Raw genomic sequence first — 24810 nt, forward strand, 5'->3', positions numbered from 1 at the left:
CTTGCCCGCTTTTGCGCGCACTATCCTCCCCATCTCTCCGCCGGCCGTTTTCACGCGCAGGTGGAGCGTTTATAATGATTAATCAATTATCTGCAGCACTTTTCGCCAGCAGTCGCAATGAGGCATTAATGAAGAAGATCCTGATGGGCGCAGCCGCCCTGCTGTTCGCCGGCGTATTGGCCGGTTGCAACCAACTGACCCAGTACACACTGAGCGAGCAGGAAGTGAATGATTACCTGCAGAAACACAACGACTATCAGAAACAGATCGGCGTGCCCGGTCTGGTGGACGCCAACATCGTGCTGACTCAGCTGCAAAGCCAGATTGGCCGCAGCGAACCGGGTAAAGTCACCCTTTCCGGCGACGCCAAGGTCAACATCACGTCGATTCTCGGCCCGCAGGCGGCGGATCTGAAGCTGACGCTGAAGGCGCAGCCGGTTTACGACCGAGCGCAGGGCGCCATTTACCTGAAGGACATGGAACTGACCGATTACAGCGTGCAGCCGGAAAAAATGCAGACGGTGATGAAAGCGCTGACGCCGTATCTGAACCAGTCGCTGAAATCCTACTTCGACCAAAAACCGGCCTATGTGCTGAACCCTGACAACAGCAAAACCGAAGCGCTGGCGAAAAAACTGGCGAAGGGGTTGGAAGTGAAGCCGGGTGAGTTGGTGATCCCGTTCAGCGACTGACGCCGCCCTGAAGCATCAAGCCCGCCGCCGGCGGGCTTTTTATTGCGGGTAAAGGTTACTGCGGCGCGCTGTAGGCGATTTCGCCGGTGTTGCAGTTGAGCGTCACGTTGTAGGTTTTATCTGCCTTGGTGCCACGCACCGTCAACGGCACCTGCCACACCTGATCCTTGCCGCTGATGGCATCCGGGCTGACCCAGGCAATCGGCGTTGCGGTACCCAACAGCTTTTTGTCCGACTCCCAGCGCGTGATGCGGTTCTGCAAGAAGTCGCGCTTGACCTGGGCGGCGATATCCGCCGGCTGCAGGCCCGCACACTGTCCCACCTTGGCGGTGCGCTGTTCGTGATCCTGCGCCCACACCGTCGTCGATGCTCCCACCATGGCCAACAAAGCGATAGCCAAACCCGTTTTTTTCATATGTCCTCCCGTTGTGATTAGCGCTATCCTGGCGCCCATCCCTGGCTCACAACAGGGTTTCGGCAAAGGATTACCGTTTGACGAACTCAATGACAAACAGCGCATCCAGGCCCGGATAGATTTCCTTGATCACCTGCTTCAACTCGCTGAGCGACATGTTCTCCTGCTGCGCGTGGCGTTCGGTCAGCGCATCCAGGCGCACCGGCGTTACCGACAACACTTCGATAAAGCAGAAGAATACGCCGTCCTCATTGCGACTTACGCGCAACACCTCGCCCGGTTCGAAATGCGATTCGCTGGCATCCCGAATGGTAATGGTTTTACGCCCGGCCAGAATGTCTTGCTCAAAACGGCTGAAGAAAGTTATTTCACGGCTCATTTTAGATCCTTTTTCATCACAACACCGCAACATAGGTCATTATGCCGCTTGCTTTTCTGACGCAGATCCCTCTTTTGAGTTAGACGGCGCTTTTTTCGCTTTGTTTTCCGCCGGTTTCTTGAGGGTTTCCGCCGGCGAAGCACCGCGCAGAATCAGACCCAGCGCGTCTTTATTTTCCGCCAGGAAGAAGCTCAGCCCTTCACGCTGTTCGTCATCCAGGCTCAGAGGTGCCTGCTGCAGCCACTCCCCGAGGTTGTCCGCCAGATCCAGCATTTTGTCGTAGGCGTCGGCTTCTTTCTTGCTCGCGAAAGTCATTTTTTCCTCACCGTTTCTCACCACCACATATTTAACTTCAACCGCCATGCGTGCGTCCTCAAATACTCAAATAACTGTAATTATATACAGTATAAATAGATAATGGCGGGAAGGCAAACCGCCGCCCGCCTTCGGCTTATTTCAGCAGCCGTACCTTGCAGCTTTTGCCTTTGATTTTACCCTGCTGCAGCTGTTGCAGCGCCTTGCGCGCGCTGGCCTTGCGAATAGCGACATAGGCGTGCACCGGGAACATGTCGATCTTGCCCACTTCCGCCGCCGTCAGCCCGGCGTCGCCGGTCAACGCGCCAAGGATATCGCCGGGACGGATTTTCGCCTTACGGCCGCCGTCGATGCACAGCGTCACCATCTCCGCCTCCAGCGAACCGCTCGCCGCCCCGCTCAGCTCGGACACCGGCGCCCAATCGACGCTCATCTGCAGATAATCTTCAATCGCGTGCGCCCGCGCCATTTCCTGCGGCGTGCACAGGCTGACCGCCAGTCCGCTCAGGCCGGCGCGGCCGGTGCGGCCAATGCGGTGCACATGCACTTCGGGATCGAACGCCAGCTCGTAGTTAACCACCAGCTCCAGCTCTTTGATATCCAGGCCGCGAGCGGCGACGTCGGTGGCCACCAACACCCGGCAACTGCGGTTGGCGAAACGTACCAACACCTGATCGCGATCGCGCTGCTCCAGATCGCCATGCAGCGCCAGTGCGCTGATGTTGCGGGCCTCCAGGGCTTCAAGCACCGTCTGGCAATCGCGCTTGGTATTGCAGAACACCACGCAGGACGCGGGTTGATGATGGCGAATCGCCGACACCAGCAGCGCCGGGCGCTGATCGCGGGTGGTCTCATAGAAGCGTTGTTCGATGGAAGTCTGCGCTTCGCCATCGTCCACCTCGACGCTCAGCGGCTGGCGCTGAACGCGCTCGCTGATGCGCTCGATGCCCGCCGGATAAGTGGCGGAGAACAGCAACGTCTGGCGCTGCGGCGGCGTGTAGCTGATAACATCGTCGATATCGTCGGCAAACCCCATGTCCAGCATGCGATCGGCCTCGTCCAGCACCAGCATTTTCAGCTCGTCCAACTGCAGCGTTTTCTTGCGCAGGTGCTCCTGGATACGGCCCGGCGTCCCCACCACGATGTGTGGCGCATGCACCAGCGAATCGAGCTGTGGCCCCAACGGCTGGCCGCCGCACAGCGTCAGGATCTTGATGTTCTGCGTGAAACGCGCCAGGCGGCGCAGCTCTTTGCTGACCTGATCGGCCAGCTCGCGGGTCGGGCAAAGCACCAGCGCCTGTGTGGCGACCTGACCGACGACGATGCTGTTCAGCAGGCCAATGCCGAACGCCGCCGTTTTACCGCTGCCGGTTTTCGCCTTGGCGCGCACGTCCCGCCCTTGCAGGATGGCGGGCAACGCGGCGGCCTGCACCGGCGTCATTTCGGCGTACCCCAGTTCGTTGAGGTTGGCCAACTGTTCGGCTGGCAGCGGCAGGGAAGAAAAAGAAACTGTGCTCACGGCGATAACTCTTATATGGCGAATGAAATGGCGGCGCGCCCGCAGGTTGGCGCCGAATCAGCGGTAAATGATAACAGAGATGGGCGGCGTTACGGGCTGCGGGCATAAAAAAACCCGCCGGCGGCGGGTTTCTTGGCAACGCTGTCGTTAAATAGCAACGACGTTGGCTGCAGCCGGGCCACGTTGGCTGTCCTGGATGGAGAACTCAACCTGCTGGCCTTCAGCCAGGGTCTTGAAACCATCGCTAACGATAGCGGAAAAATGCACGAAAACGTCTTTAGAGCCATCGGCAGGGGTAATGAAGCCGAAACCTTTGCTTTCGTTGAACCATTTAACGTGACCAGTGATCTTGCTCATTTGTGTTTCCTTTACTTGATAAACCTGCCTTGACGGCACGAGACGCGAAAACCTTGTGATAAGTAGGCCTTCTTTCGCCGTCGGTTATTAACGCATAATCGCCCATGCAGGGCAAATATTTCTGCTCGTTATAAAAACAGTCAGTTAGCAACAAAACTGGCGCGACGGCTGTGCACGCAATCGTTTTCGTATATACTGCCCGCCGATCATCAATCCGCTTACTTTCACCGATCCAGGTACGAAACTATGTTAACGATTGGAACCGCCCTGCGCCCTTCCGCCACCCGCGTCATGTTGCTCGGCTCCGGCGAGTTGGGCAAAGAAGTCGCCATTGAATGCCAGCGCCTAGGTCTGGAAGTGATCGCCGTCGATCGCTACGCCGATGCGCCCGCCATGCATGTGGCGCACCGCAGCCACGTCATCAATATGCTGGACGGCGACGCGCTGAAAGCCGTTATCGAACAAGAACGGCCGGACTATATCGTTCCCGAAATCGAAGCGATCGCCACCGCCATGCTGGTGGAGCTTGAACATCAAGGGCACCGCGTCGTGCCCTGCGCCGAAGCCACGCGCCTGACCATGAACCGCGAAGGCATTCGCCGTCTGGCGGCGGAAGATCTCGGTTTGCCCACCTCGAGCTATCGCTTTGCCGACAGCGAGGCCGCCTTCCGCCAGGCGGTTGAACATATCGGCTACCCGTGCATCGTCAAACCGGTGATGAGCTCCTCCGGTAAAGGCCAAAGCCTGATCCGCACGCCCGACCAGTTGCAACAGGCCTGGGATTATGCCCAACAGGGCGGCCGGGCCGGCGGCGGCAGAGTGATCGTCGAAGGGCTGGTAAGATTTGACTTTGAAATTACGCTGCTGACCATCAGCGCAGTGGATGGCGTGCATTTCTGCGAGCCGATCGGGCATCGTCAGGAAGACGGAGATTATCGCGAATCCTGGCAGCCGCAGCGCATGTCGGCCACGGCGCTGAACCGCGCTCAGGCGATCGCGGAGAAAGTCGTGAAAGCCCTGGGCGGTTTCGGCCTGTTCGGCGTGGAGCTGTTCGTCTGTGGCGACGACGTGATCTTCAGCGAAGTGTCGCCACGCCCGCATGATACCGGCATGGTCACGTTGATTTCACAGGATCTGTCCGAGTTCGCCCTGCACGTTCGCGCGTTTCTCGGCTTGCCGATCGGCGCCATTCGCCAGTTCGGCCCTTCTGCCTCGGCGGTGATCCTGCCGCAGCTCACCAGCAGCGATGTGCGTTTCAGCGGGTTGGAAAACGCATTGCGCGGGCACAACCAGCTGCGTCTGTTCGGCAAACCGGAAATCGCCGGGCAACGCCGTCTTGGCGTTGCGCTGGCCACCGCGGACACCACTGAACACGCGGTGGAGCGAGCGAAGCAGGCCGCCGCCGCCGTGGCGGTTGAAAGCTGAAACTGACGGGGCCGCTTACGCGGCCCCGATAACATCAATAATCTTCGTCTTCTTCGGCATCGTCATCCCGCGATGCATCCGGCGCGACTTCATGCTGCTCGTCTTCATCATCGTCATCGAACAATACTGCAACCTGAGCGCCCTGATGCTTCTCACGAATTTCCTGCGCAACGCGAGCAATGGCTTCACCGCTGCTCATGCCCTGTTCCATCAGTTGATGGATGCGATCCGCCGCTTCCTGCTGCTCCGCGTGACTCAGTAATGGCATACCTGCATGCATGTGTCGTTCTCTCCGGCAAAAGGGAGAAGGAGTATACGCGCTAATGCGGCGGATCCCAAGCCTCAGGCCGGTTGCGAACAGCCGTTATCGCTGCGCCACTGCTTCAGACGATGCCGCCACAGCATGACATGCCACCCCTGCTTCACGCCGCGCGCATTGGCGAACATAGCTCTGTCAATGCCACGCTGATAAAACTCTTCGGTAATCTGATTCTGAGCGACCGAATCCGGCTCACGACGAATGCTGTGGCAAATGCCCAACGCTTCGCGGGTGATTTGCCAGTGGAAAGCCGGACGAATGGCAATGCTGCCTGCATAGCGCAAGTTGAGGCGCTCCAGCATTTCGACGATTTTCATATAGTGGCGTTGATAATCCACGTTTGCTTTGCCGGTGCGGCGACGATTGCTGATCGACTTGTCGTGCACCCGTTGACGGTACAGCGGCGTGCTTAAATACTTGACCCGCTGGGCATTAAACATGACTTCGGTCGTCCAGGGAATATCCTGATGATGTAACCCTGGTTCAAAATAAAGCTGATGCCGGCGGATAAAATCGAGGCGATATATCGCCAGCCATACAACGTGAATAAATTTTCGCGATTTCAATGCCCGTTCGAACCACTGTACGCCGGTGATAACGTCGGTGGTCTGTAAACGCTCTTGGGGAAAGATCGGCTGTAATTCGTCTTCACTGGCGAAATAGCGCTCGCCATTGCACTGCATCACGTCTAATTGATGCAGCTCGGCCTGTTCCAACAGCGTGGAATACATTTCTGGCGCCAACAGATCGTCGGCATCAGGAAACGCCACATATTTGCCCCGGGCGACGGCAAGACCGGCATTACGCGCATTGGAAACGCCGCCGTTGGCCTGATCGATCACTCTAATATGCGAATGCTGCGCCGCGTAACGGTGCGCAGTCTCACCCGAGCTGTCGGTAGAACCATCATTGACGATGATCACCTCCAACCGTTGTTCGCGCTGCGCCAACAACGAGACCAGGAAGGGTTCCAGTAATTCTCCCGCATTATGCATCGGGACAATAACGCTCAGCATTAACGACATAGGCAGCTCTTCAATGATAATGTAACAAAATAATAATTTTATTTTTTTAGATAAAACCCACCCGTTCAGCGCTGGAGGAAAATGGCTGCTGATAAGGCACAGGCATTTCCAATACAGGCCAAATAAGATTAGTCTTATTTTTCTCTTTTCATGCTACGGGCAAGAAACGTTATATAATCAACCGTTAATCCAAAAATAATCGCCTCGCCCTCTCAATACCGGGCGGTGCATCCCTTTCTCTTTTTTTTGATAACGAAGAGAAACAGTAAATTTGCGAAATTAACGCGTAATCTTTATATTCTTCGGGTTGCGCGCCCTCGATTGAAATACTTCCAGCTAACTTTAACGCTGAATTTTTAACATATTGAAGTGTAGTTAATGGCGCAAAAAATGCCTTATTTAAGGTCTATTGAGCTGCTGTTTATGTGAACTGTGCTTCATGTCGCGCATGGCAAGACATGCATGCCGCGGCCGTCTATGGCACACTAACGGCCGATATCGCCGCCTCCACAGCCAGGTTTATTGACGTTCATGAGCGTAACAGCCCCAAACATAAAGTCTTTGCCTTACAGCCGCAGCGCCCTGATGACGCTTTTCGCCCCGCTTTCATCCTCCCCTTGGGCGATGCTGCTGCATTCGGGGTTTGCCGAGCATTCGCATAACCGCTTCGATATCCTGGTCGCTGAGCCGCGCGTTACGCTCACCACCCATGGTGCCACCACCGAAATTTTTTGTGACGGCGTCACAAACCTGTCTGAGGAAGATCCGTTTGCCCTGCTGCAACAACAGCTGGCGACGCAAGGTTGGCAGCCGGCCTTCAATCCAGATCTGCCGTTTCAGGGCGGCGCCCTGGGGCTGTTCGGCTACGATCTCGGGCGCCGGGTGGAAACTTTGCCACAGTTGGCCGACGCCGATCTCACTTTGCCGGATATGGCGGTAGGCATTTATGACTGGGCGCTTATCGCCGACCATCGGTTGCAAACGCTGACGCTGCTCAGCTATGGCGACGTGGAACAGCGCTGGCGCTGGCTCAATAATCAAACCGCACCGACGGAACGCCCTTTTGCGCTGCTGAGCGACTGGCGCGCCAATATGAGCCGGCGGCAGTACGGCGAGAAATTCCAACGCATCCAGCACTACCTGCGCCACGGAGATTGCTACCAAATTAATCTGGCGCAGCGATTCTCCGCCGACTATCAAGGGGACGAATGGCAGGCATTTTGCCGCTTGAGCGCCAGCAACCGCGCGCCCTTCTCCGCTTTCCTGCGCCTGCCGCACAACAGCGTGCTGAGCGTCTCTCCCGAACGCTTCCTGTGGCTGGAACAACAGCGCATCCAAACCCGCCCGATCAAAGGCACGCTGCCGCGGCTGGCGGACGCGGAACAAGACGCCGCGCAGGCTCGCCGCCTGGCGGATTCTCCCAAGGATCGCGCCGAAAATCTGATGATCGTCGATCTGCTGCGTAACGATATCGGCCGTGTCGCCCAGCCCGGCAGCGTACGGGTGCCGCAACTGTTCGCCGTGGAGCCATTCCCGGCGGTACACCACCTGGTAAGCACCATTACCGCGATCTTGCCGAACCAGGCCTCAGCCACCGCGTTGCTGCGCGCCTGCTTCCCCGGCGGGTCGATCACCGGCGCCCCCAAGGTGCGCGCGATGGAAATCATCGAAGAACTGGAGCCGCAGCGCCGCAATGCCTATTGCGGCAGCATCGGCTATCTGAGCGCCTGCGGCACCATGGATACCAATATCACTATCCGCACGCTCGTCACCGAAAACGGGCGCATCCACTGCTCCGCCGGCGGCGGCATCGTGGCGGATAGCGAGGAACAGGCGGAATACCAGGAAACCTTCGACAAGGTAGGCCGCATTCTGCCGCAGCTTGGGGAGTGTGAGCTGTCGTGATCCCATCGAATTCACCGGCCTCTCTGCACGCCTTTATCAGCCGTTTTCAGCTGCAGCTGCCGCAGGCGGCGCAGATCTCGCACAACGTGCGCCCGGCGGCGGTGTTGATCCCGATTATCTGCCGCTCAGAGCCAACGCTGCTGTTGACTCGCCGCGCCGACTCGCTGCGCAAACATGCCGGCCAAGTGGCCTTCCCCGGCGGCAAAACCGACGCCGAAGATGGCTCGGCGATCGTCACGGCGCTGCGCGAGGCGCACGAAGAGGTAGCGATACCGCCGCAAGCGGTGACCGTACTCGGCCAAATGGCGCCGCTCGACAGCAGCACCGGATTTCAAGTCACGCCTATCGTCGGCCTGATCCCGCCGGAGGTGCAGTTCCGGGCCAATGAAGGCGAAGTGGCGGACGTGTTTGAGATGCCCCTGCGGGAGGCGCTGACCCTGTCGCGTTACTATCCGCTCGATATTCATCGCGCCGGGCATACGCACCGCATCTATCTCTCCTGGTATCACAGCCAGTTTATCTGGGGGCTGACCGCCGCCATCATTCGACGTCTGGCGCAACAGGTCAGCATTTAGCTTCCATTGCGTGATCTGACTCGCAGTCTGGCATGACTATCGGCTTTCCGCTGCGGGTAAAGCGATCGAAATCACTTCATTTGATCGCTTTTTCAACTACCGTTGCGGTTGAATGGTTTTAAAAAAACTGTAAACCCTCTCTTAAACCTTACGAAATACCTGTAAAATACCACCGTCCGAGATAAACCACTGTAGAAACAGGGATTAAGCCGGCGGCGCTCAGCAAGGAAAAGCGGGCGCGATTACCGTTAATGGAGCTTGGGCGAAAGCGGATGCCACGCACAAGGGTTCGCCCCGGGTAATCAGTAAAAAAAGTGACACCACGGATTATTTAATTTCATGCGAAAAAGGCAGCCGAACCCGCACGGCCCTTTTACAATATCGCTGTTCCCTGCGCGGTTTTTAACCGCCGCAGCCATAACAATACGTCTCTTTAAGGAGTTTTAGCGTGATTAGCGTTTTCGACATGTTTAAGATCGGCATCGGCCCGTCCAGCTCTCATACGGTTGGACCGATGAAAGCCGGCAAACAGTTTGTCGACGATCTGGTAAATAAAGGCCTGATGCCTTCTATCACGCGTGTTGCCGTAGACGTTTACGGCTCACTCTCATTGACCGGCAAAGGTCACCATACCGATATCGCCATCATTCTCGGCCTGGCCGGCAACATGCCGGACACCGTCGATATCGATAGCATTCCGGGTTTTATTCGCGATGTAGAACAACGTCAACGCCTGATGCTGGCCAACGGCCTGCATGAAGTCGATTTCCCACGCGACGGCGGCATGGTCTTCCGCAGCGACAACCTGCCGCTGCACGAAAATGGCATGCAGGTCCACGCCTTCGCCGGCGATAAAGAAGTGTACAGCAAGACCTATTACTCCATCGGCGGCGGTTTCATCGTCGACGAGGAGAACTTCGGCAAGGCCGCCGAGCAAGAACTGCAAATGCCTTATCCGTTCAACTCCGCGCGCGAAATGCTCGACCACTGCCGCGAGACCGGGCTGTCGCTGTCCGGCATGGTGATGCAGAACGAACTGGCGCTGCACAGCAAGCAAGAGATCGACACCTACTTTGGTAACGTCTGGCAAACCATGCGCGCCTGTATCGATCGCGGTCTGAACACCGAAGGCGTGCTGCCGGGGCCGCTGCGCGTACCGCGCCGCGCCTCCGCGCTGCGCCGCATGCTGGTGGCGTCGGACAAACTGTCCAACGATCCGATGAACGTGATCGACTGGGTCAACATGTTCGCACTGGCGGTTAACGAAGAAAACGCCGCCGGCGGCCGCGTGGTCACTGCGCCAACCAACGGCGCCTGCGGCATCGTGCCTGCCGTGCTGGCTTACTACGATCACTTCATCGAGTCCGTCAGCCCCGACATCTACATCCGCTACTTTATGGCAGCGGGTGCGATCGGTGCGCTGTACAAGATGAACGCCTCCATTTCCGGCGCCGAAGTCGGCTGCCAGGGGGAAGTAGGCGTCGCCTGCTCCATGGCGGCGGCCGGCCTGGCCGAACTGCTGGGCGGCAGCCCTGAGCAAGTGTGCGTGGCGGCAGAGATCGGCATGGAACACAACCTGGGGCTGACCTGTGACCCGGTCGCCGGCCAGGTGCAGGTGCCTTGCATCGAGCGCAACGCCATCGCCTCGGTCAAAGCGATCAACGCCGCCCGCATGGCCCTACGCCGCACCAGCGAACCGCGCGTTTCGCTGGATAAGGTGATCGAAACCATGTACGAAACCGGCAAAGACATGAACGCCAAATACCGTGAAACCTCTCGCGGCGGCCTGGCGATCAAGGTGCAATGCGACTGACAGACAACCCCGCCGCCGGCGGGGTTTTTTATGGTAATCAACTCATTGGCCGCTTTAGTGACAATGTCACCAAAAAATATCCTGCATTTTTCTCATCGATCCGACGGTTAGCCTGCAAATTGGCCTTCTGTTTTACCAAACTGAAATAATTTACTGAGTTACCATCAATCTTGTATAACCTCAGGCTAGAATTAGCCGAGCGCAACTTAAGGATCTATGGTCTGACTGTGACTCGGAGCTGGATTACCGAACAAGGATTTACCGGATGTTGATGACCCACCTCGCCGCGTCCCGATATCGTTACTACCGTTGGCTGCTGGCCGGAGCGGTGGGCGTGGCTATTCTGTTGGTATCGCTGTATACCCGTTACTATCAAGAGGTCAAAAGCATCGAACAGAGCCAACAGACGTTGGCCACCCGTACCGTTGGCAAGATCAACCAACTGTTGAGCCCGGCGCAGCTACAGGCGGAACGCAGTATGGATATGCTGGATCAGCCCTGCGAGAACGTCTCATCGACCCTGCGTTTTCGCGCCGCGCAAAATCAGGCGCTGCGCGCCATGCTGCTGGTGAAAAACGGCATCATTTACTGCTCCAGCCTGTTCGGCGCCCGCCATTATCAGATGGCCGCAGTGATGCCCACCCTGGTCAACAGCAACGCCCGGTTGGCGCTGCGCCCTTCGCTGGCGGTCAGCAAAGGTCTCCCCACGTTAGTATTGTGGACGCCATCCCCCACCGATAAAACCAGCGGCGTGCTGCACGTCTTCAATATCGAACTGCTGTCCAACTTTTTACTCGAGCCGCAGGAACCTTATGTTCAGCGAGTGGTGCTGAACGTCGCCGACAGCAGCCTGGAGTATGGCCGCCGTGAAATATTGAGCCGCGATACCCTGACTAACGATCTGCGCTACACCGCCGGTTCCGCGCTGTACCCCTTCTCGATTTCACTGTTCGGGCCACAGATTGGCATGCTCGCGCTTTCCGCGCTGCCGCGCCATATTCCGCTGGCGCTGCTGATCAGCCTGCTGGCGGCCTATGTGGTCTATCTGCTTACCGCTAACCGCATGAGCCTGTCTTATCACATCGGCCATGCCATCACCCATCGGGAATTTCGCGTCTACTGCCAGCCGATCATCCACAGCGACACCGGGCGCTGCGCCGGCGTCGAGATGCTGCTGCGTTGGAAAAAGAAGCGGCAGGGATGGATCTCGCCCGACGTATTTATCCCATTGGCCGAACAGCATGAGCTGATCATTCCGCTCACCCGCTATCTGCTGAACACCGTGACGGAAAACCTGCAGCTGTTCCCGCCGCGGCCGTCGTTTTACATCAGCATCAACGTCGCCGCCGAGCACTTTAAAACGCTCGATATTATCGACGATATCCGTCAGATTTGGCTGCCGGCGCACCCGATGCCGTCACTGATGCTGGAGCTGACCGAGCGCACCGCGCTGTCGGCGATCCAGTACGACCAGATCCGCACGCTGAAAGACATGGGCATCATGCTGGCTATCGACGACTTCGGCACCGGCCACAGTTCGCTGAGCTACCTGAAAAATCTCAGCCCGGACGTGTTGAAGATCGACCGCGGGTTTACCGCCGCCATCGGTACCGACGCGGTCAACGCCACGGTAACCGACACCATCATTACGCTGGCGCAGCGCCTGAAGCTGAAACTGGTGGCCGAAGGGGTAGAAACGGCGGAGCAGGCCGACTATTTGCGCTCGCGTGAGGTCAATGCCCTGCAGGGGTATTATTTCGCCAAGCCGATGCCGATCCACGTTTTCCCCCTGTGGTTACAGCAGTACGAATCGCGCGTCAGGAAAGCAGAAGAGAATACGCCGGAGGCCTGAGCCTCCGGCGGGAAGGTTACGAATGCGTTGATTCGTCAAACACGACGCGGGTCACGCGCACCAGTTCGATGCGGTATTCGGAGACCTCGACGATATCGAAACGCAGGTGGTTCAACTCGATGGTATCCCCCGCTACCGGCATCTGGCCATAATGGGCCAACAGCAGCCCCGCCAGAGTGGCGTAGTCGGCGGTAGGACTGACCAGGTCATCGCAGGCCAGGGCCTGCTCCAGCGAGTGCAGGTCGGTCCCGCCCTTCACCAGCCAGCCGTCGCCTTCCGCCACGATGTCAGGCGTTTCATCTTCGTCCGGGAATTCACCGGCAATCGCCTCCAGCACGTCCAGCGGCGTCACCAGCCCCTGCACCACGCCGAATTCGTTGGTGACCACCACCAGACGTCCTTTGGCGCGACGCAGCACCGCCAGCAGCTTGATGACATCCATGGTTTCCGGCACCACGATCGGCGGCGTGCGGGCAGCGAACTCGGCGATATCTTCACCCTGTTCCAGCGCCACCAGCAGATCCTTGGCGCGCACGACGCCGACAATCTCATCCACCGACTCGCGGCATACCGGGAACAGGCTGTGCGGCGTATCCAGCAGCTGTGCGCGCACCTCTTCGCGAGAGCGCTCGCAGTCGACCCAGGAGATCTCGGTGCGCGGCGTCATCACGCTGCGCAATGAGCGCGAGGCCAGCGTCAGCACGCCGCTGATCATATAACGCTCTTCCGCCGCAAAGGTTTCATCCCTCGGCAACGCGACCGCGTCGTCCGCCTGCTGCGCACGCTGCTGCCCCATCAGGCGCATGATCGCTTCCGCGGTGCGCTCGCGCATCGGGCGACGCGCCTGATGCTTAATGAAGTTACGGCGCGCGATCTGGTTGAACAATTCAATCAGGATCGAGAAGCCAATCGCGGCATACAGATAGCCTTTAGGAATGTGCAAGCCGAAGCCTTCGGCGATCAGGCTCAGGCCGATCATCAACAGGAAGCTCAGGCACAGCACCACGATGGTCGGGTGCGCGTTGACGAAGTTGGTCAACGGCTTGGATGCCAGCAGCATCACCGCCATTGCGATCACCACCGCCGCCATCATCACCGGCAGATCGTTCACCATGCCCACGGCGGTGATCACCGCATCGAGCGAGAACACCGCGTCCAGAATCACGATCTGTACCACCACCGCCCAGAACTTGGCGTAGCCGCGGTTGGCGCCGTCCTGATGCGACTGCCCCTCCAACCGTTCATGTAGCTCCATGGTGGCCTTGAACAGCAGGAATACCCCGCCGAACAGCAGGATAAGATCGCGGCCGGAAAAACTGAAATCGCCTACGCTGAACAGCGGCGTGGTCAGCGTCACCATCCAGGAGATCACCGACAGCAGGCCCAAACGCATCAACAAGGCCAGCGACAGGCCGATGATGCGCGCTTTATCGCGCTGCTTCGGCGGCAGCTTGTCGGCCAATATGGCGATGAACACCAGGTTGTCGATGCCCAGTACGATTTCCAGCACCACCAGCGTAAGCAACCCCGCCCAAATAGAGGGGTCCATTAAAAATTCCATATCAGACTCCAGAGAAAAGTGGGAATGAGCGCAGGCCGCTCAGACGTGACGATGCCGCCGCTGCATGGGCGCAGTCGACAATAGCAAGGTGACGGAATGGGGTTACCGGGAGGTGGCCGGACGGCCGAACAGCATATGTAACGCCAGCAGGTGGCGGGTGAAACCTGGAAAAACAGTAACTTCGGTGACAGTCCATAGGGAGGGCTGAGGCCCTTCACTCCTTAGTGATGAAAGAGGAAATTACTGTATCAGGATTTTTCTGGGGGACAAAGCGGCTTTTTCAACGACGGTTTAGGATGACACTCCGTCATCTCCCCCATGACAGCTAAGATTTCTCCGAGCATTCAATAGCGGAGCAACGTCACAAAAAATATTTTTTCACTCACTAAAATAAATGGCGCGTTCGTGAAATATCGCGCACAGGCATTTGAAACTGCGTGAGAAATGTTAGGGGTGCGTTTCTTTTTTTCTACCATAATGTATCTGAACCGCGGAAGTGACTGCCAAAACGGCGCGGAGGAACGACACAAACCGCGCCTGGAGTTCAACGAGGAGGTAGCGAGTGGCAATAGCTATTATCATCGGCACACACGGGGCTGCAGCGGAACAACTGCTGAAAACGGCGGAGATGCTATTGGGCGAGCAGGACAACGTCGCCTTTATAGACTTCGTTCCCGGTGAGAATGCCGAAACGTTAATCGTCAAATACAATGAAAAAATCAGTGGGTTGGATACCAGCGGCGGTGTGCTGTTCCTGGTGGATACCTGGGGCGGCAGCCCGTTCAACGCCGCCAGCCGCATTGCGGTCGACAAAGAACACTATGAGGTCGTCACCGGAGTCAACATTCCGATGCTGGTGGAAACCTTCATGGCGCGGGACGACAACCCCGCTTTCGATGAACTGGTGGCGCTGGCGTTGGAAACCGGCCGCGAAGGCGTGAAAGCGCTGAAAAAACCGCAGGAAGAACCCGCAAAACCCGCAGCACCCGTCGCCAAAGCCGCTGCCCCTCAGGCGCCGCTGGGGCCGAACGACCACATGAAAATCGGCCTGGCGCGCATCGATGACCGCTTAATTCACGGTCAGGTCGCCACCCGCTGGACCAAAGAGACCAACGTCAGCCGCATCATCGTCGTCAGCGACGAAGTCGCTGCCGACCATGTGCGCAAAACTCTGCTGACTCAGGTCGCCCCGCCGGGCGTCACCGCCCACGTGGTGGACGTGGCGAAGGCCATCCGCGTCTGGAACAACCCGAAATACGCCAACGACCGCGTGATGCTGCTGTTTACCAACCCGACCGACGTCTGGCGGTTGGTGGAAGGCGGCGTGGATATCAAATCTGTCAACATCGGCGGCATGGCGTTCCGTCAGGGGAAAACCCAGGTGAACAACGCCGTATCCGTCGATGAAAAAGATATCGAAGCGTTTAAGAAACTGAACGATCGCGGTATCGAGCTGGAGGTGCGCAAGGTCTCGTCCGACAGCCGGCTAAAAATGATGGACCTGATTAACAAACTCAATTAGTGGCGCCAGCCGCTGATTATTTTACTCAGAGCTTTTTTGGTCATAGGAGAAGTGCAATGGAGATCACCACTCTTCAGATTGTGCTGATATTTATCGTTGCCTGTATCGCCGGGATGGGTTCCGTCCTCGACGAGTTCCAGTTCCACCGTCCGTTGGTCGCCTGTACCCTGATAGGCTTCATCCTCGGCGACATGAAAACCGGCATCATCATCGGCGGTACGCTGGAAATGATCGCCCTGGGCTGGATGAACATCGGTGCGGCGGTCGCGCCGGATGCCGCCCTGGCCTCCATCATCTCGACCATTCTGGTCATCGCCGGCGGGCAAAGCGTCGGCGCCGGTATCGCCCTGGCCATTCCGCTGGCGGCAGCCGGCCAGGTATTGACCATCATCGTGCGTACCCTCACCGTAGCCTTCCAGCACGCGGCGGACAGCGCAGCGGAGCGCGGCAGCCTGCGCGCCATTAGCTGGATCCATGTCGGTGCCCTGCTGCTGCAGGCGATGCGTATCGCCATCCCGGCGGTCATCGTCGCCATCTCGGTCGGTACCGCCGGGGTACACGCCCTGCTCAACTCGATCCCGGAAGTGGTCACCAGCGGCCTGAACATCGCCGGCGGCATGATCGTGGTGGTCGGTTACGCGATGGTGATTAACATGATGCGTGCCGGCTACCTGATGCCGTTCTTCTATCTCGGTTTCGTGACCGCCGCCTTCACCAACTTCAACCTGGTGGCGCTCGGCGTCATCGGCGTGGTGATGGCCGTGCTGTATATCCAGCTCAGCCCGAAATACAACAAGTCTCAGGTTGTACAGGCCGGCCCGGCTAACGCGAACGATCTCGATAACGAACTCGACTAGGAATAGGTGAGAGAAATGGTTGATACGACTGCTCAAAAGAAACTCACGCCGGCCGATATTCGCGGCGTATTCCTGCGCTCGAACCTGTTCCAGGGTTCATGGAACTTCGAACGCATGCAGGCGCTGGGTTTTTGCTTCTCGATGGTGCCGGTGATCCGCCGCCTGTATCCGGAAAACAATGACGATCGCAAACAGGCGATCAAGCGCCACCTTGAGTTCTTCAACACCCACCCTTACGTGGCGGCGCCGGTGCTCGGCGTAACCATGGCGATGGAAGAGCAACGCGCCAACGGCGCGCCGATTGACGACGCCGCAATCAACGGCATCAAGGTCGGTTTGATGGGGCCGTTGGCAGGCGTCGGTGACCCGATCTTCTGGGGCACCGTGCGGCCGGTGTTCGCCGCGCTCGGCGCCGGCATCGCCATGAGCGGCAGCCTGCTCGGGCCGATCCTGTTCTTCGTGCTGTTCAACCTGGTGCGCCTGCTGACCCGCTACTACGGCGTGGCCTACGGTTACCGTAAAGGGGTGGATATCGTCAACGACATGGGCGGTGGTTTCCTGCAGAAACTGACGGAAGGGGCGTCCATTCTCGGCCTGTTTGTCATGGGGGCGCTGGTCAACAAATGGACGCACGTGAATATCCCGCTGGTGGTGTCCAAGATAACCGACCAGACCGGGCATACCAACGTCACCACGGTGCAGACCATCCTCGACCAGCTGATGCCGGGCCTGGTGCCACTGCTGCTGACCTTCGCCTGTATGTGGCTGCTGCGCAAGAAAGTCAACGCGCTGTGGATCATCATCGGCTTCTTCGTCATCGGCATCTTTGGCTATTGGATTGGCCTGCTGGGCCTGTAATCGTTCGAAACGGCCGGGGGGCGACCCCCGGCTTTTTTATGTGTGGAGCAAGAGATGTCACTGACCGACGCCGTACTGATGCTGTTTATCGCCCTGCTGTTGCTGTACTCGCTGTATGACGAATTCGGCATGGATCTGCTGAAAGGCAAAACGCGGCTTAAAGTGCCGCTCAAACGCCGCAACCGCCTCGACAGCCTGATTTTCGTCGGCCTGATCGCCATTCTGATTTACCGCAATATCACCGACAATGGTGCGGTACTCACCACCTATCTGCTTATTTCTTTAGCGCTGCTTGCGATCTATATCTTTTATATTCGCTCCCCCAAGATGCTGTTTAAAGCGCACGGTTTTTTCTTCGCCAATGTGTTTGTCGAATATAACCGCATTAAAGCCATGAATTTATCGGAGGATGGCATTCTGGCCGTCGATCTGGAACAGCGCCGGTTGTTGGTTCAGGTGACGCACCTGGACGACCTGGAGAAGATTTATCATTTTTTTGTTGATAATCAATGAATAAAGAAAAAGTCACTTTCCCATTGCTCAAACCCTGCGCTGCTTATGGATAATTAATCGGCAGCGCAATTCCCTTCTGACTATTATTTCCGCAACATTGTTACCCCTGGCTACATTATATTCCCAGATGAAATTAGATTAATGAAAACGAGTCTCAATTAAGAACAAACATTGCCACAGAATAAGGTTGTCGGTGGCGGAAATAATATGGTATGGTTGCGCCGTCATTGGGGAGTAGCCGGTTTCTGGAGAATAAAACGCCAGAAACGCCCGTATCAACATACTCGTTTCGCCGTAAGAAACGTGGTGCGGGCAGCCAGGTAAGGTTGGCGAGACCATAGACACGTAACTCCGTCGTTTGGTTGGGGGTGGGTTACGTGTATATGGAGCCACCCGGCCGAGGCTATTTCACATGAACCTTTCAGCAACACTTATTCTCGCTTTCGGCATGTCCATGGATGCTTTCGCCGCTTCGATCGGTAAAGGCGCCAGTCTGCATCAGCCCCGTTTCCGCGAAGCGATCCGCACCGGCCTGATCTTCGGCGTGGTCGAAGCGATCACCCCGCTCATCGGTTGGGCCATCGGCCTGTTCGCCAGTCAATACATCATGGAATGGGACCACTGGGTCGCCTTCTCGCTGCTGTTCATTCTCGGCATGCGCATGATCGTCGAAGGGGTGCGCAACAGGCCCGATGAAGAAGAGAAGGTCAAACGTCATGGCTTCTGGTTGCTGGTCGCCACCGCCATCGCCACCAGCCTCGACGCCATGGCAATCGGCGTCGGTCTGGCCTTCCTGCAGGTGAATATCGTGCACACCGCGATGGCCATCGGCTGCGCCACCATGATCATGGCGACGCTGGGCATGATGATCGGCCGCTTTATCGGCCCGCTGCTGGGCAAACGCGCCGAGATCCTCGGCGGCGTGGTGCTGATCGGTATCGGCGTCAACATCCTGCTGGAACACCTCGGTTATCTGGCCTGAGGCGATTGCTCTGCAAAAAAAAACCTGCCGCGGCAGGTTTTTTTGTTTCTGAGCCCGGCGCTTTTAAGCCCGACGCCGATACAGCGCCAGGACGAAATCCGTCTCGCACACAAACTCCCCGCCGTCGGCCAACCGCTGCTGCACCTCCGGCGTGGCGCGCCAGGCGAACGGCGTCATCTGCAGCAGATTGGCGGCCTGCGTCCCCGGCAGGGTCATCGTATAGGCCAGCGTCTCTTTGCGCTCGCAGTCGAAACCGGCGAACTGTTCGTCCTGTTCGGCATGCAGCTGCACCTGTTGGTACACCTGCTCTTTCAGCTGGTACAGATGGCGCGGCCCCGGCGAAACCGTCACCACTACGCCGCCCGGTTTTACCACCCGCGCCAGCTCCTCCGCCTTGCAAGGCGCATAAATGCGCAGAACCGCATCCAGCGCCCCGTCGGCGAACGGCAAACGGTGGCTGGAGGCGACGCAGAACGAGACCGCCGGATAACGTTTGGCAGCATAGCGGATCGCCACCTTGGCGACGTCCAGCCCATAGACCGTCATATTGCGCTTCTGTGCCAGCCGTGCGGCCACGGCGGCGGTGTAGTACCCTTCCCCACAGCCTATGTCCAATAACGCGCCTGCATCGGCCGCCAGCGCCAAATCCAGCCACTCGGCGACCTGCTCTTGCAGCGGCTGATAAAATCCGCCGTCGAGAAATGCGCGCCGCGCCTGCATCATTTCCGCGCTGTCCCCCGGCTGCTTCGATCGCTTGTGCTGCACCGGCAGCAGATTGACGTAGCCTTCTTTCGCTTGATCGAACTGATGATTGCCGTCGCAACGCCATTGTTGTGAGGAAAAATGCAGCGGCTGATGACACAGGGGACATTGATAAGACATGAATGGGCTTCCAGAAAGACAGGGCGCGGCTAGTCTAAAGAAGGCGCCGGCCCGATGCAAGGCGCATCCCCGCTCGCTTTCACCGCCAACAACACCTGGCCAAGCGGGGAAAAAGCTGGCTACACTGAGAGTCTGTTTTCTCACGCAGGTGAAAATAACTTATGAGCGATCGTTCCGCGCTGCTCGATGCGGTGCCCCACATTCAGCACGGCTTCGGCAGCAAACTCGCGCTGCTGCCAGGGCATCTGTTGCCCTACAGCGCTACGCTGCCGGAAAAGAAGCAGGTGCACGGCACCCGCATCGTCGACGTGTTGCAACCGGCGCAGGCGTGCGGTGAGGCCGACGGCTTCTACACCCGCCAACCCGGCATTCTGCTCAGCGTGCTGACGGCGGACTGCCTGCCGGTGCTGTTCAGTCGCCGTGACGGCGGCGCCATCGCGGCGGTACACGCCGGTTGGCGCGGGTTGCTGGACGGCATTCTGGAACAGATGGCGGCGCGCATTCGCCAGGACGGCGACACCGCCGATTGGGTGGTTTCTATCGGCCCCGCCGCCGGCCCGTGCTGCTACGAAGTCGATGAAGCGCTGGTGGAAAATTTTAAACAGCGCCTGCCGCTGCCCGCTGCGCTGATCAGCCCGCATTATCGGCATCTGGATCTGGCGGCGATTGCCGAATACAAGCTGGCGGCGCTGGGCTTCGCCGCCGTTGACCGCGCCGGCAGCTGCACCATCTGCACGCCGGACGTCGACCCGCAGCGGCCGCAGCGCTTCAAATACACCAGCTATCGCCGCAACAGCCACCGGCGCGCGCAGGATCCGACGCATCCGGGGATCAAAGGCCGTAACCAGTATGCCGCCATCATCATCGCCGCCGGATGACGGAAACGAAAAAGCCCGCTCGAAGGCGGGCTTTTTGTACAGCTGACGCTGATTAGATAGCAGTAACGTTTACTGCAGATGGACCTTTCTGGCCATCTTGGATTTCGAACTCAACGTTCTGGCCTTCAGCCAGGGTTTTGAAGCCGTTACCCTGGATTGCAGAGAAGTGTACGAACACGTCTTTGCTGCCGTCAGCCGGGGTGATGAAACCGAAACCTTTAGACTCGTTGAACCACTTAACTTGACCTTTGATCTTTGCCATCTTGAGTATTTCCTTTGGATTGTTTAAACCGCCCGAGGGCGTTACATAGACAAACTAGAGTCGTTACTGCTTGAGGCACTAAGATAAGGATCGGCAGAGAAGCGGTATTCAACGCTAACGTCTTTACTCAGAACTTCTTTACTGAAAATGCCACACATATACAGAACTGTACCTCGTTTTACCCAGATGCGTTATCACATACTCTGTATGCGATGGCAAGCCATTTTTAATCACTGAACGACATGTCGCACATATTTGAAACGGTCGAGAGCCACATTTGCCTAAATAGGCCAAAAGATGTTGAAGCATCGGCTATTTTCTGCTTGCCGAAAACATCGCGCCAAGCCCCGCATTCTGGTGATGTTTTAACAAAACTTTCATCGTTTTGACGCATGTCTATCCGCTCTTTTTCACCTTTTCTGCGCTTATAGCGTTAAAAAATTTGAATCTTTATGGAATTTGATATGCAACATTTGAATATCGATGAACGGGGAGCCATTTACGCCATGCTCCTCCGACCATTTACCGCACGAGAACGCACTCATCGCCGGTCTTCAGCCCTGCTGCCAAACGGCGCAAACGGCAGCGCCACGCGGGCAAGAGGCAGCGCCCCGCCCTGCGCAACGGATGCATAAGCATGCAAAGCCATGGCGCGTCTCCGCCGACCTGCGGCTTTCGCATAAATAATCCGAAGGCTGTTAGCCTCAATAGCCGGAATAATCTTATGCATGGTGAAAGTTCAACGTTGAATTAAATCCTGAAACAGAGTGGTTATTTGAATCACCGCCCGCGCTTATCAATTCTGCTAATTACTGTCACGCTTTCAAACCGTTGACATTATTCCTCCGGCGGGCGGATAGGCGATGCTTGCTGCAAGTTCTGCAACGTAATGCGCTCGCCAATCTTCAGCGGATGGAATTGATGTTGTTCCAACCCCGCTTCGCTCAACGCCAGATTCAACTGATGGGGCGGCTCATCCAGCGATTCATCCGCCAATTCGAACACCCCCCAATGGATGGGAATGGCGCGTGGTTGATTCAGCTGTCGATACAGCGTCACCGACTGCTGCGGATCCATATGCTGTTCCTGCATGAACCAGCGCGGCGCATAGGCCCCAATCGGCAACGCCGCCACGTCGAACGGCCCCAGCCGGTGTCCGATCTCCGCCAGCCGCTCCGAATAGCCGCTGTCGCCGGAAAAGTAGAAGCGCAGCGCCGGATGGTGGATCACCCAGCCGCACCACAGAGAACGGTTGCGATCCCACAGCGTGCGCATGCTCCAGTGCCGCGCCGGCGCAGCGTAGACCGTCAGCTCGCCCAACGACAGACTCTGCCACCAGTCGAGCTCATGCACGTTCAGCCGATAGCGGCGAAACCAGCGCTTCAATCCGAGCGGCACGATGAACTCGGCCCGAGGAAAACGCCGCGCCAGTTGCCGCACCGTGCGCCTGTCGAGATGGTCATAATGGTTATGAGAGATCAGCACCGCGTCCACCGCCGGCAGTTGCCCCACCGCCAGCGGCGGCGGCGTTCTGCGTTTCGGGCCGTAAAAGCTCAGCGGCGACGCGCGTTCGGACAACACCGGATCGATCAGGACATAGCGCCCCCCCAACCGCAGCAGCATTGAGGCATGCCCCAACCACCAGACGCTGTCGTCGCTGCCGCTGAGATCGGCAGGTTGCCACCAGCGCTCGGTAAACTGCGCGTAACCGTGCTGCGGCGGCTTGGGCAATCCCTGCCGCTTGCGTTCATCCTGCCAACGCTGAAGGTCGCCCTCCTGGCGCTGCGAAGGCTCCGGGTTGCGAAATCCCTCCGGCGTGTGATGCGCCTTGGCCGCGTCGTAATAACGGTTGATTCTTTTCATTCAGCCTCTTCTCCCGACCGCTGCGCCCCGCACGGGCATGACCTTCAGTGTAACAAACCCGATGAAGCTCGCACTTCGTCAGCCGTGCGCTGCATCGCGGGAGCTTTTGCCGTATGCTGTTGTCTCACTTCGGTGAGCAGCCAGGGCCGCCAAGAGCCCGTTAAGACTCTCTTAAGATCTTTGTGATTGACTTGTAGGGCATACAGAAAAGGAGAAGTTATGAGCCGTTCTACATCCCGTAAATCAGGCGCAAGCCTGGGACGCCGTATTCGCAGCGCGCTGCTGGCGCAGAAGCAATACTGGAAAATGTATTTCGCCATGAAGCTGCGCCGCCTGCGCGTACCTGCACCGCTGGTGCTGCTGGGCGGTTCGCTGCTCGGGTTCTTCATGTTGACCCTGCTGATGCTCAGCGTGGTAGCCATCGACGTGATCAGCACTCTGCTGCTGCTGTGTCGGAAACTGCTGGGGCGGGATCGCAGTGAGGGGCGCGCCTTTATGCCACGCGGCTGACGAAAAGAGAGCGGAGGCGCCAATACGCCTCCGCACGCAGATTAACGCTTGGCGCCTTTGCGGCGCGTCAGCATAAACCCGCCCCACAGCACCGCAACCCACACCGGCATCAGCAACACCGAAATGCGGATCCCTTCGCTGAAATACATTATCACCAGAATCAGGCCGAGGAACGCCAGGCACAGGTAGTTGCCGAACGGATACCACAGCGCTTTAAAGCTCGGAATAACGCCCTGCCGGTTCTTCGCCGCGCGGAATTTCAGGTGCGCCAGGCAGATCATGACCCAGTTGATCACCAGCGTGGACACCACCAGCGCCATCAGCAGCTCAAACGCCTTGCCGGGCATCAGGTAGTTGATCAGCACGCCGACCGAGGTAATCAGCGCCGACAGCGCGATGGACAGCACCGGCACCCCACGTTTGTTGACGCGCGTCAGCGCCTTCGGCGCATTGCCCTGGCTGGCCAGCCCGAACAGCATGCGGCTGTTGGCATAAACGCCGCTGTTGTAGACCGACAGCGCGGCGGTCAGCACCACCACGTTGAGCACGGTCGCCACCAGATTGCTGTTCAGCGCATGGAAGATCAGCACGAACGGGCTGCCGCCCTCCACCACTTGTCCCCACGGATAGAGCGAAAGCAGCACGGTCAGCGAGCCGATATAGAAGATCAGAATACGGTACACCACCTGATTGGTGGCTTTGGGAATGCTGCGACGCGGGTCCGCGGCTTCCGCTGCGGTAATGCCGACCATTTCCAACCCGCCGAACGAGAACATGATCACCGCCATCGCCATCACCAGCCCGGAGAAGCCGTGCGGCATAAAGCCCCCCTGCTGCCACAGGTTGGTGATGCTGGCCTGCGGTCCGCCGTTGCCGCTGACCAGCAGCCAGGCACCGAACACGATCATGCCGACAATCGCCACCACTTTGATGATCGCAAACCAAAACTCGGTTTCGCCGTACAGACGCACGTTCACCAGGTTTATCAGGTTGATCAGCACGAAGAACAGCGCGGCCGAGGCCCAGGTGGGGATCTCCGGCCACCAGTACTGAATGTAGATGCCGACGGCGGTCAACTCCGCCATGCCGACCAGAATGAACATCGCCCAATAGTTCCAGCCGGAAAGGAAGCCGGCGAAATCGCCCCAATATTTATAGGCAAAGTGGCTGAAAGATCCGGCGACCGGCTCCTCCACCACCATTTCGCCCAGTTGGCGCATGATCAAAAACGCGATAAAACCGCCGATGGCGTAGCCCAACAGCACGGCGGGGCCGGCCATTTTAATGGTTTGCGCAATGCCGAGAAATAAACCGGTTCCGATGGCGCCCCCGAGGGCAATAAGCTGTATATGTCTGTTTTTTAAGCCGCGTTTTAGCGGGGTATCCTGATGCTGACCGCCCATCTTATCCTCATATGGCGTACACCCTTGCCGTTATCGGCCAAGATTTCACCAATCAATAAATGTATCTGCGGGCGGCTTTTTAACACTTAACCCCGTGAGCATCAAGGAGTAGCGCCCCGAGACGGTAG

General features: G+C 57.9%; 27 protein-coding genes and 1 riboswitch. Of the genes, 13 read left to right on the plus strand and 14 right to left on the minus strand.

Annotated elements, in window-relative coordinates; genetic code table 11:
• Window positions 1-128: 128 nt before the first annotated feature.
• Window positions 129-692: a lipoprotein gene (locus tag AC6BYQ_RS02655; RefSeq protein ID WP_004927555.1), complete on the plus strand. Its 564-nt coding sequence runs from the start codon at window positions 129-131 to the stop codon at window positions 690-692.
• 55 nt (window positions 693-747) lie between these two features.
• On the opposite strand, the gene yebF is transcribed toward AC6BYQ_RS02655, so the two are convergent.
• From yebF to cspE (AC6BYQ_RS02680), 5 genes are all read right to left on the minus strand, one after another.
• Window positions 748-1107, minus strand: a complete 360-nt coding sequence (gene yebF / locus AC6BYQ_RS02660; RefSeq protein ID WP_019452830.1) for a protein YebF — start codon at window positions 1105-1107, stop codon at window positions 748-750.
• Window positions 1108-1177: 70 nt separating this feature from the next.
• Window positions 1178-1486, minus strand: a complete 309-nt coding sequence (gene yqfB / locus AC6BYQ_RS02665) for a N(4)-acetylcytidine aminohydrolase (RefSeq protein WP_060423960.1) — start codon at window positions 1484-1486, stop codon at window positions 1178-1180.
• 39 nt (window positions 1487-1525) lie between these two features.
• Window positions 1526-1849: a YebG family protein gene (locus AC6BYQ_RS02670; protein ID WP_019452832.1), complete on the minus strand. Its 324-nt coding sequence runs from the start codon at window positions 1847-1849 to the stop codon at window positions 1526-1528.
• A gap of 88 nt (window positions 1850-1937) precedes the next feature.
• Window positions 1938-3320: an ATP-dependent RNA helicase DbpA gene (gene dbpA / locus AC6BYQ_RS02675; RefSeq protein WP_498056247.1), complete on the minus strand. Its 1383-nt coding sequence runs from the start codon at window positions 3318-3320 to the stop codon at window positions 1938-1940.
• A 147-nt stretch (window positions 3321-3467) separates the two neighbouring features.
• The gene (gene cspE, locus AC6BYQ_RS02680) at window positions 3468-3677 is read right to left on the minus strand and encodes a transcription antiterminator/RNA stability regulator CspE (protein WP_004927572.1); all 210 of its coding nucleotides are present in this window, start codon (window positions 3675-3677) and stop codon (window positions 3468-3470) included.
• 246 nt (window positions 3678-3923) lie between these two features.
• On the opposite strand from cspE (AC6BYQ_RS02680), the gene purT reads away from it, so the two are divergent.
• A complete protein-coding gene (gene purT / locus AC6BYQ_RS02685) occupies window positions 3924-5102 on the plus strand; it encodes a formate-dependent phosphoribosylglycinamide formyltransferase (protein ID WP_074053998.1) in 1179 nt (392 codons plus the stop codon).
• A 34-nt stretch (window positions 5103-5136) separates the two neighbouring features.
• Here the strand turns inward: purT and AC6BYQ_RS02690 are convergent, their stop codons facing one another.
• Window positions 5137-5382 (minus strand): YoaH family protein, encoded by a 246-nt coding sequence (locus AC6BYQ_RS02690; protein ID WP_025159817.1) that lies wholly within the window; start codon window positions 5380-5382, stop codon window positions 5137-5139.
• A gap of 62 nt (window positions 5383-5444) precedes the next feature.
• The gene (locus AC6BYQ_RS02695) at window positions 5445-6446 is read right to left on the minus strand and encodes a glycosyltransferase (protein WP_498056248.1); all 1002 of its coding nucleotides are present in this window, start codon (window positions 6444-6446) and stop codon (window positions 5445-5447) included.
• A 531-nt stretch (window positions 6447-6977) separates the two neighbouring features.
• Here AC6BYQ_RS02695 and pabB point away from each other — a divergent pair.
• The 4 genes from pabB to AC6BYQ_RS02715 all read left to right on the plus strand — a co-directional run bounded on the left by pabB (window position 6978) and on the right by AC6BYQ_RS02715 (window position 12591).
• Window positions 6978-8351: an aminodeoxychorismate synthase component 1 gene (pabB, locus tag AC6BYQ_RS02700; protein ID WP_498056249.1), complete on the plus strand. Its 1374-nt coding sequence runs from the start codon at window positions 6978-6980 to the stop codon at window positions 8349-8351.
• Window positions 8348-8926, plus strand: coding sequence for a CoA pyrophosphatase (locus tag AC6BYQ_RS02705; protein WP_063918497.1), 579 nt, complete (start codon window positions 8348-8350; stop codon window positions 8924-8926). Before pabB ends, AC6BYQ_RS02705 begins: the two co-directional genes overlap by 4 nt.
• 448 nt (window positions 8927-9374) lie before the next feature.
• Complete coding sequence (gene sdaA, locus AC6BYQ_RS02710) at window positions 9375-10739, plus strand: L-serine ammonia-lyase (protein ID WP_025159820.1); 1365 nt, start codon at window positions 9375-9377, stop codon at window positions 10737-10739.
• Between the two features lie 265 nt (window positions 10740-11004).
• Window positions 11005-12591: an EAL domain-containing protein gene (locus AC6BYQ_RS02715; RefSeq protein ID WP_019452840.1), complete on the plus strand. Its 1587-nt coding sequence runs from the start codon at window positions 11005-11007 to the stop codon at window positions 12589-12591.
• 16 nt (window positions 12592-12607) lie between these two features.
• Here the strand turns inward: AC6BYQ_RS02715 and AC6BYQ_RS02720 are convergent, their stop codons facing one another.
• The gene (locus AC6BYQ_RS02720; protein WP_019452841.1) at window positions 12608-14152 is read right to left on the minus strand and encodes a TerC family protein; all 1545 of its coding nucleotides are present in this window, start codon (window positions 14150-14152) and stop codon (window positions 12608-12610) included.
• Between the two features lie 562 nt (window positions 14153-14714).
• Here AC6BYQ_RS02720 and manX point away from each other — a divergent pair.
• The 5 genes from manX (at window position 14715) to mntP (ending at window position 18884) form a co-directional block, all read left to right on the plus strand.
• Complete coding sequence (manX, locus tag AC6BYQ_RS02725) at window positions 14715-15674, plus strand: PTS mannose transporter subunit IIAB (RefSeq protein ID WP_025159821.1); 960 nt, start codon at window positions 14715-14717, stop codon at window positions 15672-15674.
• Window positions 15675-15730: 56 nt separating this feature from the next.
• Complete coding sequence (locus tag AC6BYQ_RS02730; RefSeq protein WP_015378156.1) at window positions 15731-16531, plus strand: PTS mannose/fructose/sorbose transporter subunit IIC; 801 nt, start codon at window positions 15731-15733, stop codon at window positions 16529-16531.
• Window positions 16532-16546: 15 nt separating this feature from the next.
• Window positions 16547-17389, plus strand: a complete 843-nt coding sequence (locus AC6BYQ_RS02735; protein ID WP_015378157.1) for a PTS mannose transporter subunit IID — start codon at window positions 16547-16549, stop codon at window positions 17387-17389.
• Window positions 17390-17443: 54 nt separating this feature from the next.
• Window positions 17444-17902 (plus strand): DUF986 family protein, encoded by a 459-nt coding sequence (locus AC6BYQ_RS02740; protein WP_432525071.1) that lies wholly within the window; start codon window positions 17444-17446, stop codon window positions 17900-17902.
• Window positions 17903-18119: 217 nt separating this feature from the next.
• Window positions 18120-18303, plus strand: a riboswitch (yybP-ykoY riboswitch).
• 11 nt (window positions 18304-18314) lie between these two features.
• Entirely contained in the window at window positions 18315-18884 is a 570-nt protein-coding gene (gene mntP / locus AC6BYQ_RS02745; protein ID WP_025159822.1) for a manganese efflux pump MntP, read from the plus strand.
• 63 nt (window positions 18885-18947) lie between these two features.
• Here mntP and rlmA read toward each other — a convergent pair whose 3' ends face one another.
• On the minus strand, window positions 18948-19766 hold the full coding sequence (gene rlmA, locus AC6BYQ_RS02750; protein WP_063918499.1) for a 23S rRNA (guanine(745)-N(1))-methyltransferase: 819 nt from the start codon (window positions 19764-19766) through the stop codon (window positions 18948-18950).
• Between the two features lie 161 nt (window positions 19767-19927).
• Here rlmA and pgeF point away from each other — a divergent pair, with 161 nt between their 5' ends.
• Window positions 19928-20644: a peptidoglycan editing factor PgeF gene (gene pgeF, locus AC6BYQ_RS02755; protein ID WP_498056250.1), complete on the plus strand. Its 717-nt coding sequence runs from the start codon at window positions 19928-19930 to the stop codon at window positions 20642-20644.
• Between the two features lie 52 nt (window positions 20645-20696).
• Here the strand turns inward: pgeF and cspE (AC6BYQ_RS02760) are convergent, their stop codons facing one another.
• The 4 genes from cspE (AC6BYQ_RS02760) to AC6BYQ_RS02775 all read right to left on the minus strand — a co-directional run bounded on the left by cspE (AC6BYQ_RS02760) (window position 20697) and on the right by AC6BYQ_RS02775 (window position 22769).
• Window positions 20697-20906: a transcription antiterminator/RNA stability regulator CspE gene (gene cspE, locus AC6BYQ_RS02760; protein ID WP_002221949.1), complete on the minus strand. Its 210-nt coding sequence runs from the start codon at window positions 20904-20906 to the stop codon at window positions 20697-20699.
• 41 nt (window positions 20907-20947) lie between these two features.
• Window positions 20948-21064: a DUF2627 domain-containing protein gene (locus AC6BYQ_RS02765; RefSeq protein WP_002211058.1), complete on the minus strand. Its 117-nt coding sequence runs from the start codon at window positions 21062-21064 to the stop codon at window positions 20948-20950.
• 68 nt (window positions 21065-21132) lie between these two features.
• Window positions 21133-21300: a hypothetical protein gene (locus AC6BYQ_RS02770; protein ID WP_154746349.1), complete on the minus strand. Its 168-nt coding sequence runs from the start codon at window positions 21298-21300 to the stop codon at window positions 21133-21135.
• 443 nt (window positions 21301-21743) lie between these two features.
• Window positions 21744-22769 carry an MBL fold metallo-hydrolase gene (locus AC6BYQ_RS02775; protein WP_498056251.1) on the minus strand — a complete coding sequence of 342 codons (1026 nt, stop codon included), beginning with the start codon at window positions 22767-22769 and terminating at the stop codon, window positions 21744-21746.
• Between the two features lie 219 nt (window positions 22770-22988).
• On the opposite strand from AC6BYQ_RS02775, the gene AC6BYQ_RS02780 reads away from it, so the two are divergent.
• Window positions 22989-23279, plus strand: coding sequence for a hypothetical protein (locus tag AC6BYQ_RS02780; RefSeq protein ID WP_498056252.1), 291 nt, complete (start codon window positions 22989-22991; stop codon window positions 23277-23279).
• A gap of 41 nt (window positions 23280-23320) precedes the next feature.
• On the opposite strand, the gene AC6BYQ_RS02785 is transcribed toward AC6BYQ_RS02780, so the two are convergent.
• A complete protein-coding gene (locus AC6BYQ_RS02785) occupies window positions 23321-24682 on the minus strand; it encodes an amino acid permease (RefSeq protein WP_019452849.1) in 1362 nt (453 codons plus the stop codon).
• Window positions 24683-24810 lie beyond the last annotated feature (128 nt).

The sequence above is a fragment of the Serratia sp. LTN-2 genome (assembly GCF_059740205.1).

Bases quoted from the DNA above. Each gene is read 5' to 3' on its own strand.
- AC6BYQ_RS02770 (WP_154746349.1), bottom strand. From the start codon at position 21,300: ATGCGTCAAAACGATGAAAGTTTTGTTAAAACATCACCAGAATGCGGG.
- pgeF (WP_498056250.1), top strand. From the start codon at position 19,928: ATGAGCGATCGTTCCGCGCTGCTCGATGCGGTGCCCCACATTCAGCAC.
- AC6BYQ_RS02695 (WP_498056248.1), bottom strand. From the start codon at position 6,446: ATGTCGTTAATGCTGAGCGTTATTGTCCCGATGCATAATGCGGGAGAA.
- pabB (WP_498056249.1), top strand. From the start codon at position 6,978: ATGAGCGTAACAGCCCCAAACATAAAGTCTTTGCCTTACAGCCGCAGC.
- purT (WP_074053998.1), top strand. From the start codon at position 3,924: ATGTTAACGATTGGAACCGCCCTGCGCCCTTCCGCCACCCGCGTCATG.
- AC6BYQ_RS02720 (WP_019452841.1), bottom strand. From the start codon at position 14,152: ATGGAATTTTTAATGGACCCCTCTATTTGGGCGGGGTTGCTTACGCTG.
- AC6BYQ_RS02775 (WP_498056251.1), bottom strand. From the start codon at position 22,769: ATGAAAAGAATCAACCGTTATTACGACGCGGCCAAGGCGCATCACACG.
- AC6BYQ_RS02785 (WP_019452849.1), bottom strand. From the start codon at position 24,682: ATGGGCGGTCAGCATCAGGATACCCCGCTAAAACGCGGCTTAAAAAAC.
- cspE (WP_004927572.1), bottom strand. From the start codon at position 3,677: ATGAGCAAGATCACTGGTCACGTTAAATGGTTCAACGAAAGCAAAGGT.
- AC6BYQ_RS02655 (WP_004927555.1), top strand. From the start codon at position 129: ATGAAGAAGATCCTGATGGGCGCAGCCGCCCTGCTGTTCGCCGGCGTA.
- AC6BYQ_RS02690 (WP_025159817.1), bottom strand. From the start codon at position 5,382: ATGCATGCAGGTATGCCATTACTGAGTCACGCGGAGCAGCAGGAAGCG.
- yqfB (WP_060423960.1), bottom strand. From the start codon at position 1,486: ATGAGCCGTGAAATAACTTTCTTCAGCCGTTTTGAGCAAGACATTCTG.
- AC6BYQ_RS02735 (WP_015378157.1), top strand. From the start codon at position 16,547: ATGGTTGATACGACTGCTCAAAAGAAACTCACGCCGGCCGATATTCGC.
- mntP (WP_025159822.1), top strand. From the start codon at position 18,315: ATGAACCTTTCAGCAACACTTATTCTCGCTTTCGGCATGTCCATGGAT.
- AC6BYQ_RS02670 (WP_019452832.1), bottom strand. From the start codon at position 1,849: ATGGCGGTTGAAGTTAAATATGTGGTGGTGAGAAACGGTGAGGAAAAA.
- yebF (WP_019452830.1), bottom strand. From the start codon at position 1,107: ATGAAAAAAACGGGTTTGGCTATCGCTTTGTTGGCCATGGTGGGAGCA.
- AC6BYQ_RS02715 (WP_019452840.1), top strand. From the start codon at position 11,005: ATGTTGATGACCCACCTCGCCGCGTCCCGATATCGTTACTACCGTTGG.
- AC6BYQ_RS02730 (WP_015378156.1), top strand. From the start codon at position 15,731: ATGGAGATCACCACTCTTCAGATTGTGCTGATATTTATCGTTGCCTGT.
- cspE (WP_002221949.1), bottom strand. From the start codon at position 20,906: ATGGCAAAGATCAAAGGTCAAGTTAAGTGGTTCAACGAGTCTAAAGGT.
- AC6BYQ_RS02780 (WP_498056252.1), top strand. From the start codon at position 22,989: ATGAGCCGTTCTACATCCCGTAAATCAGGCGCAAGCCTGGGACGCCGT.
- rlmA (WP_063918499.1), bottom strand. From the start codon at position 19,766: ATGTCTTATCAATGTCCCCTGTGTCATCAGCCGCTGCATTTTTCCTCA.
- AC6BYQ_RS02765 (WP_002211058.1), bottom strand. From the start codon at position 21,064: ATGTGTGGCATTTTCAGTAAAGAAGTTCTGAGTAAAGACGTTAGCGTT.
- AC6BYQ_RS02740 (WP_432525071.1), top strand. From the start codon at position 17,444: ATGTCACTGACCGACGCCGTACTGATGCTGTTTATCGCCCTGCTGTTG.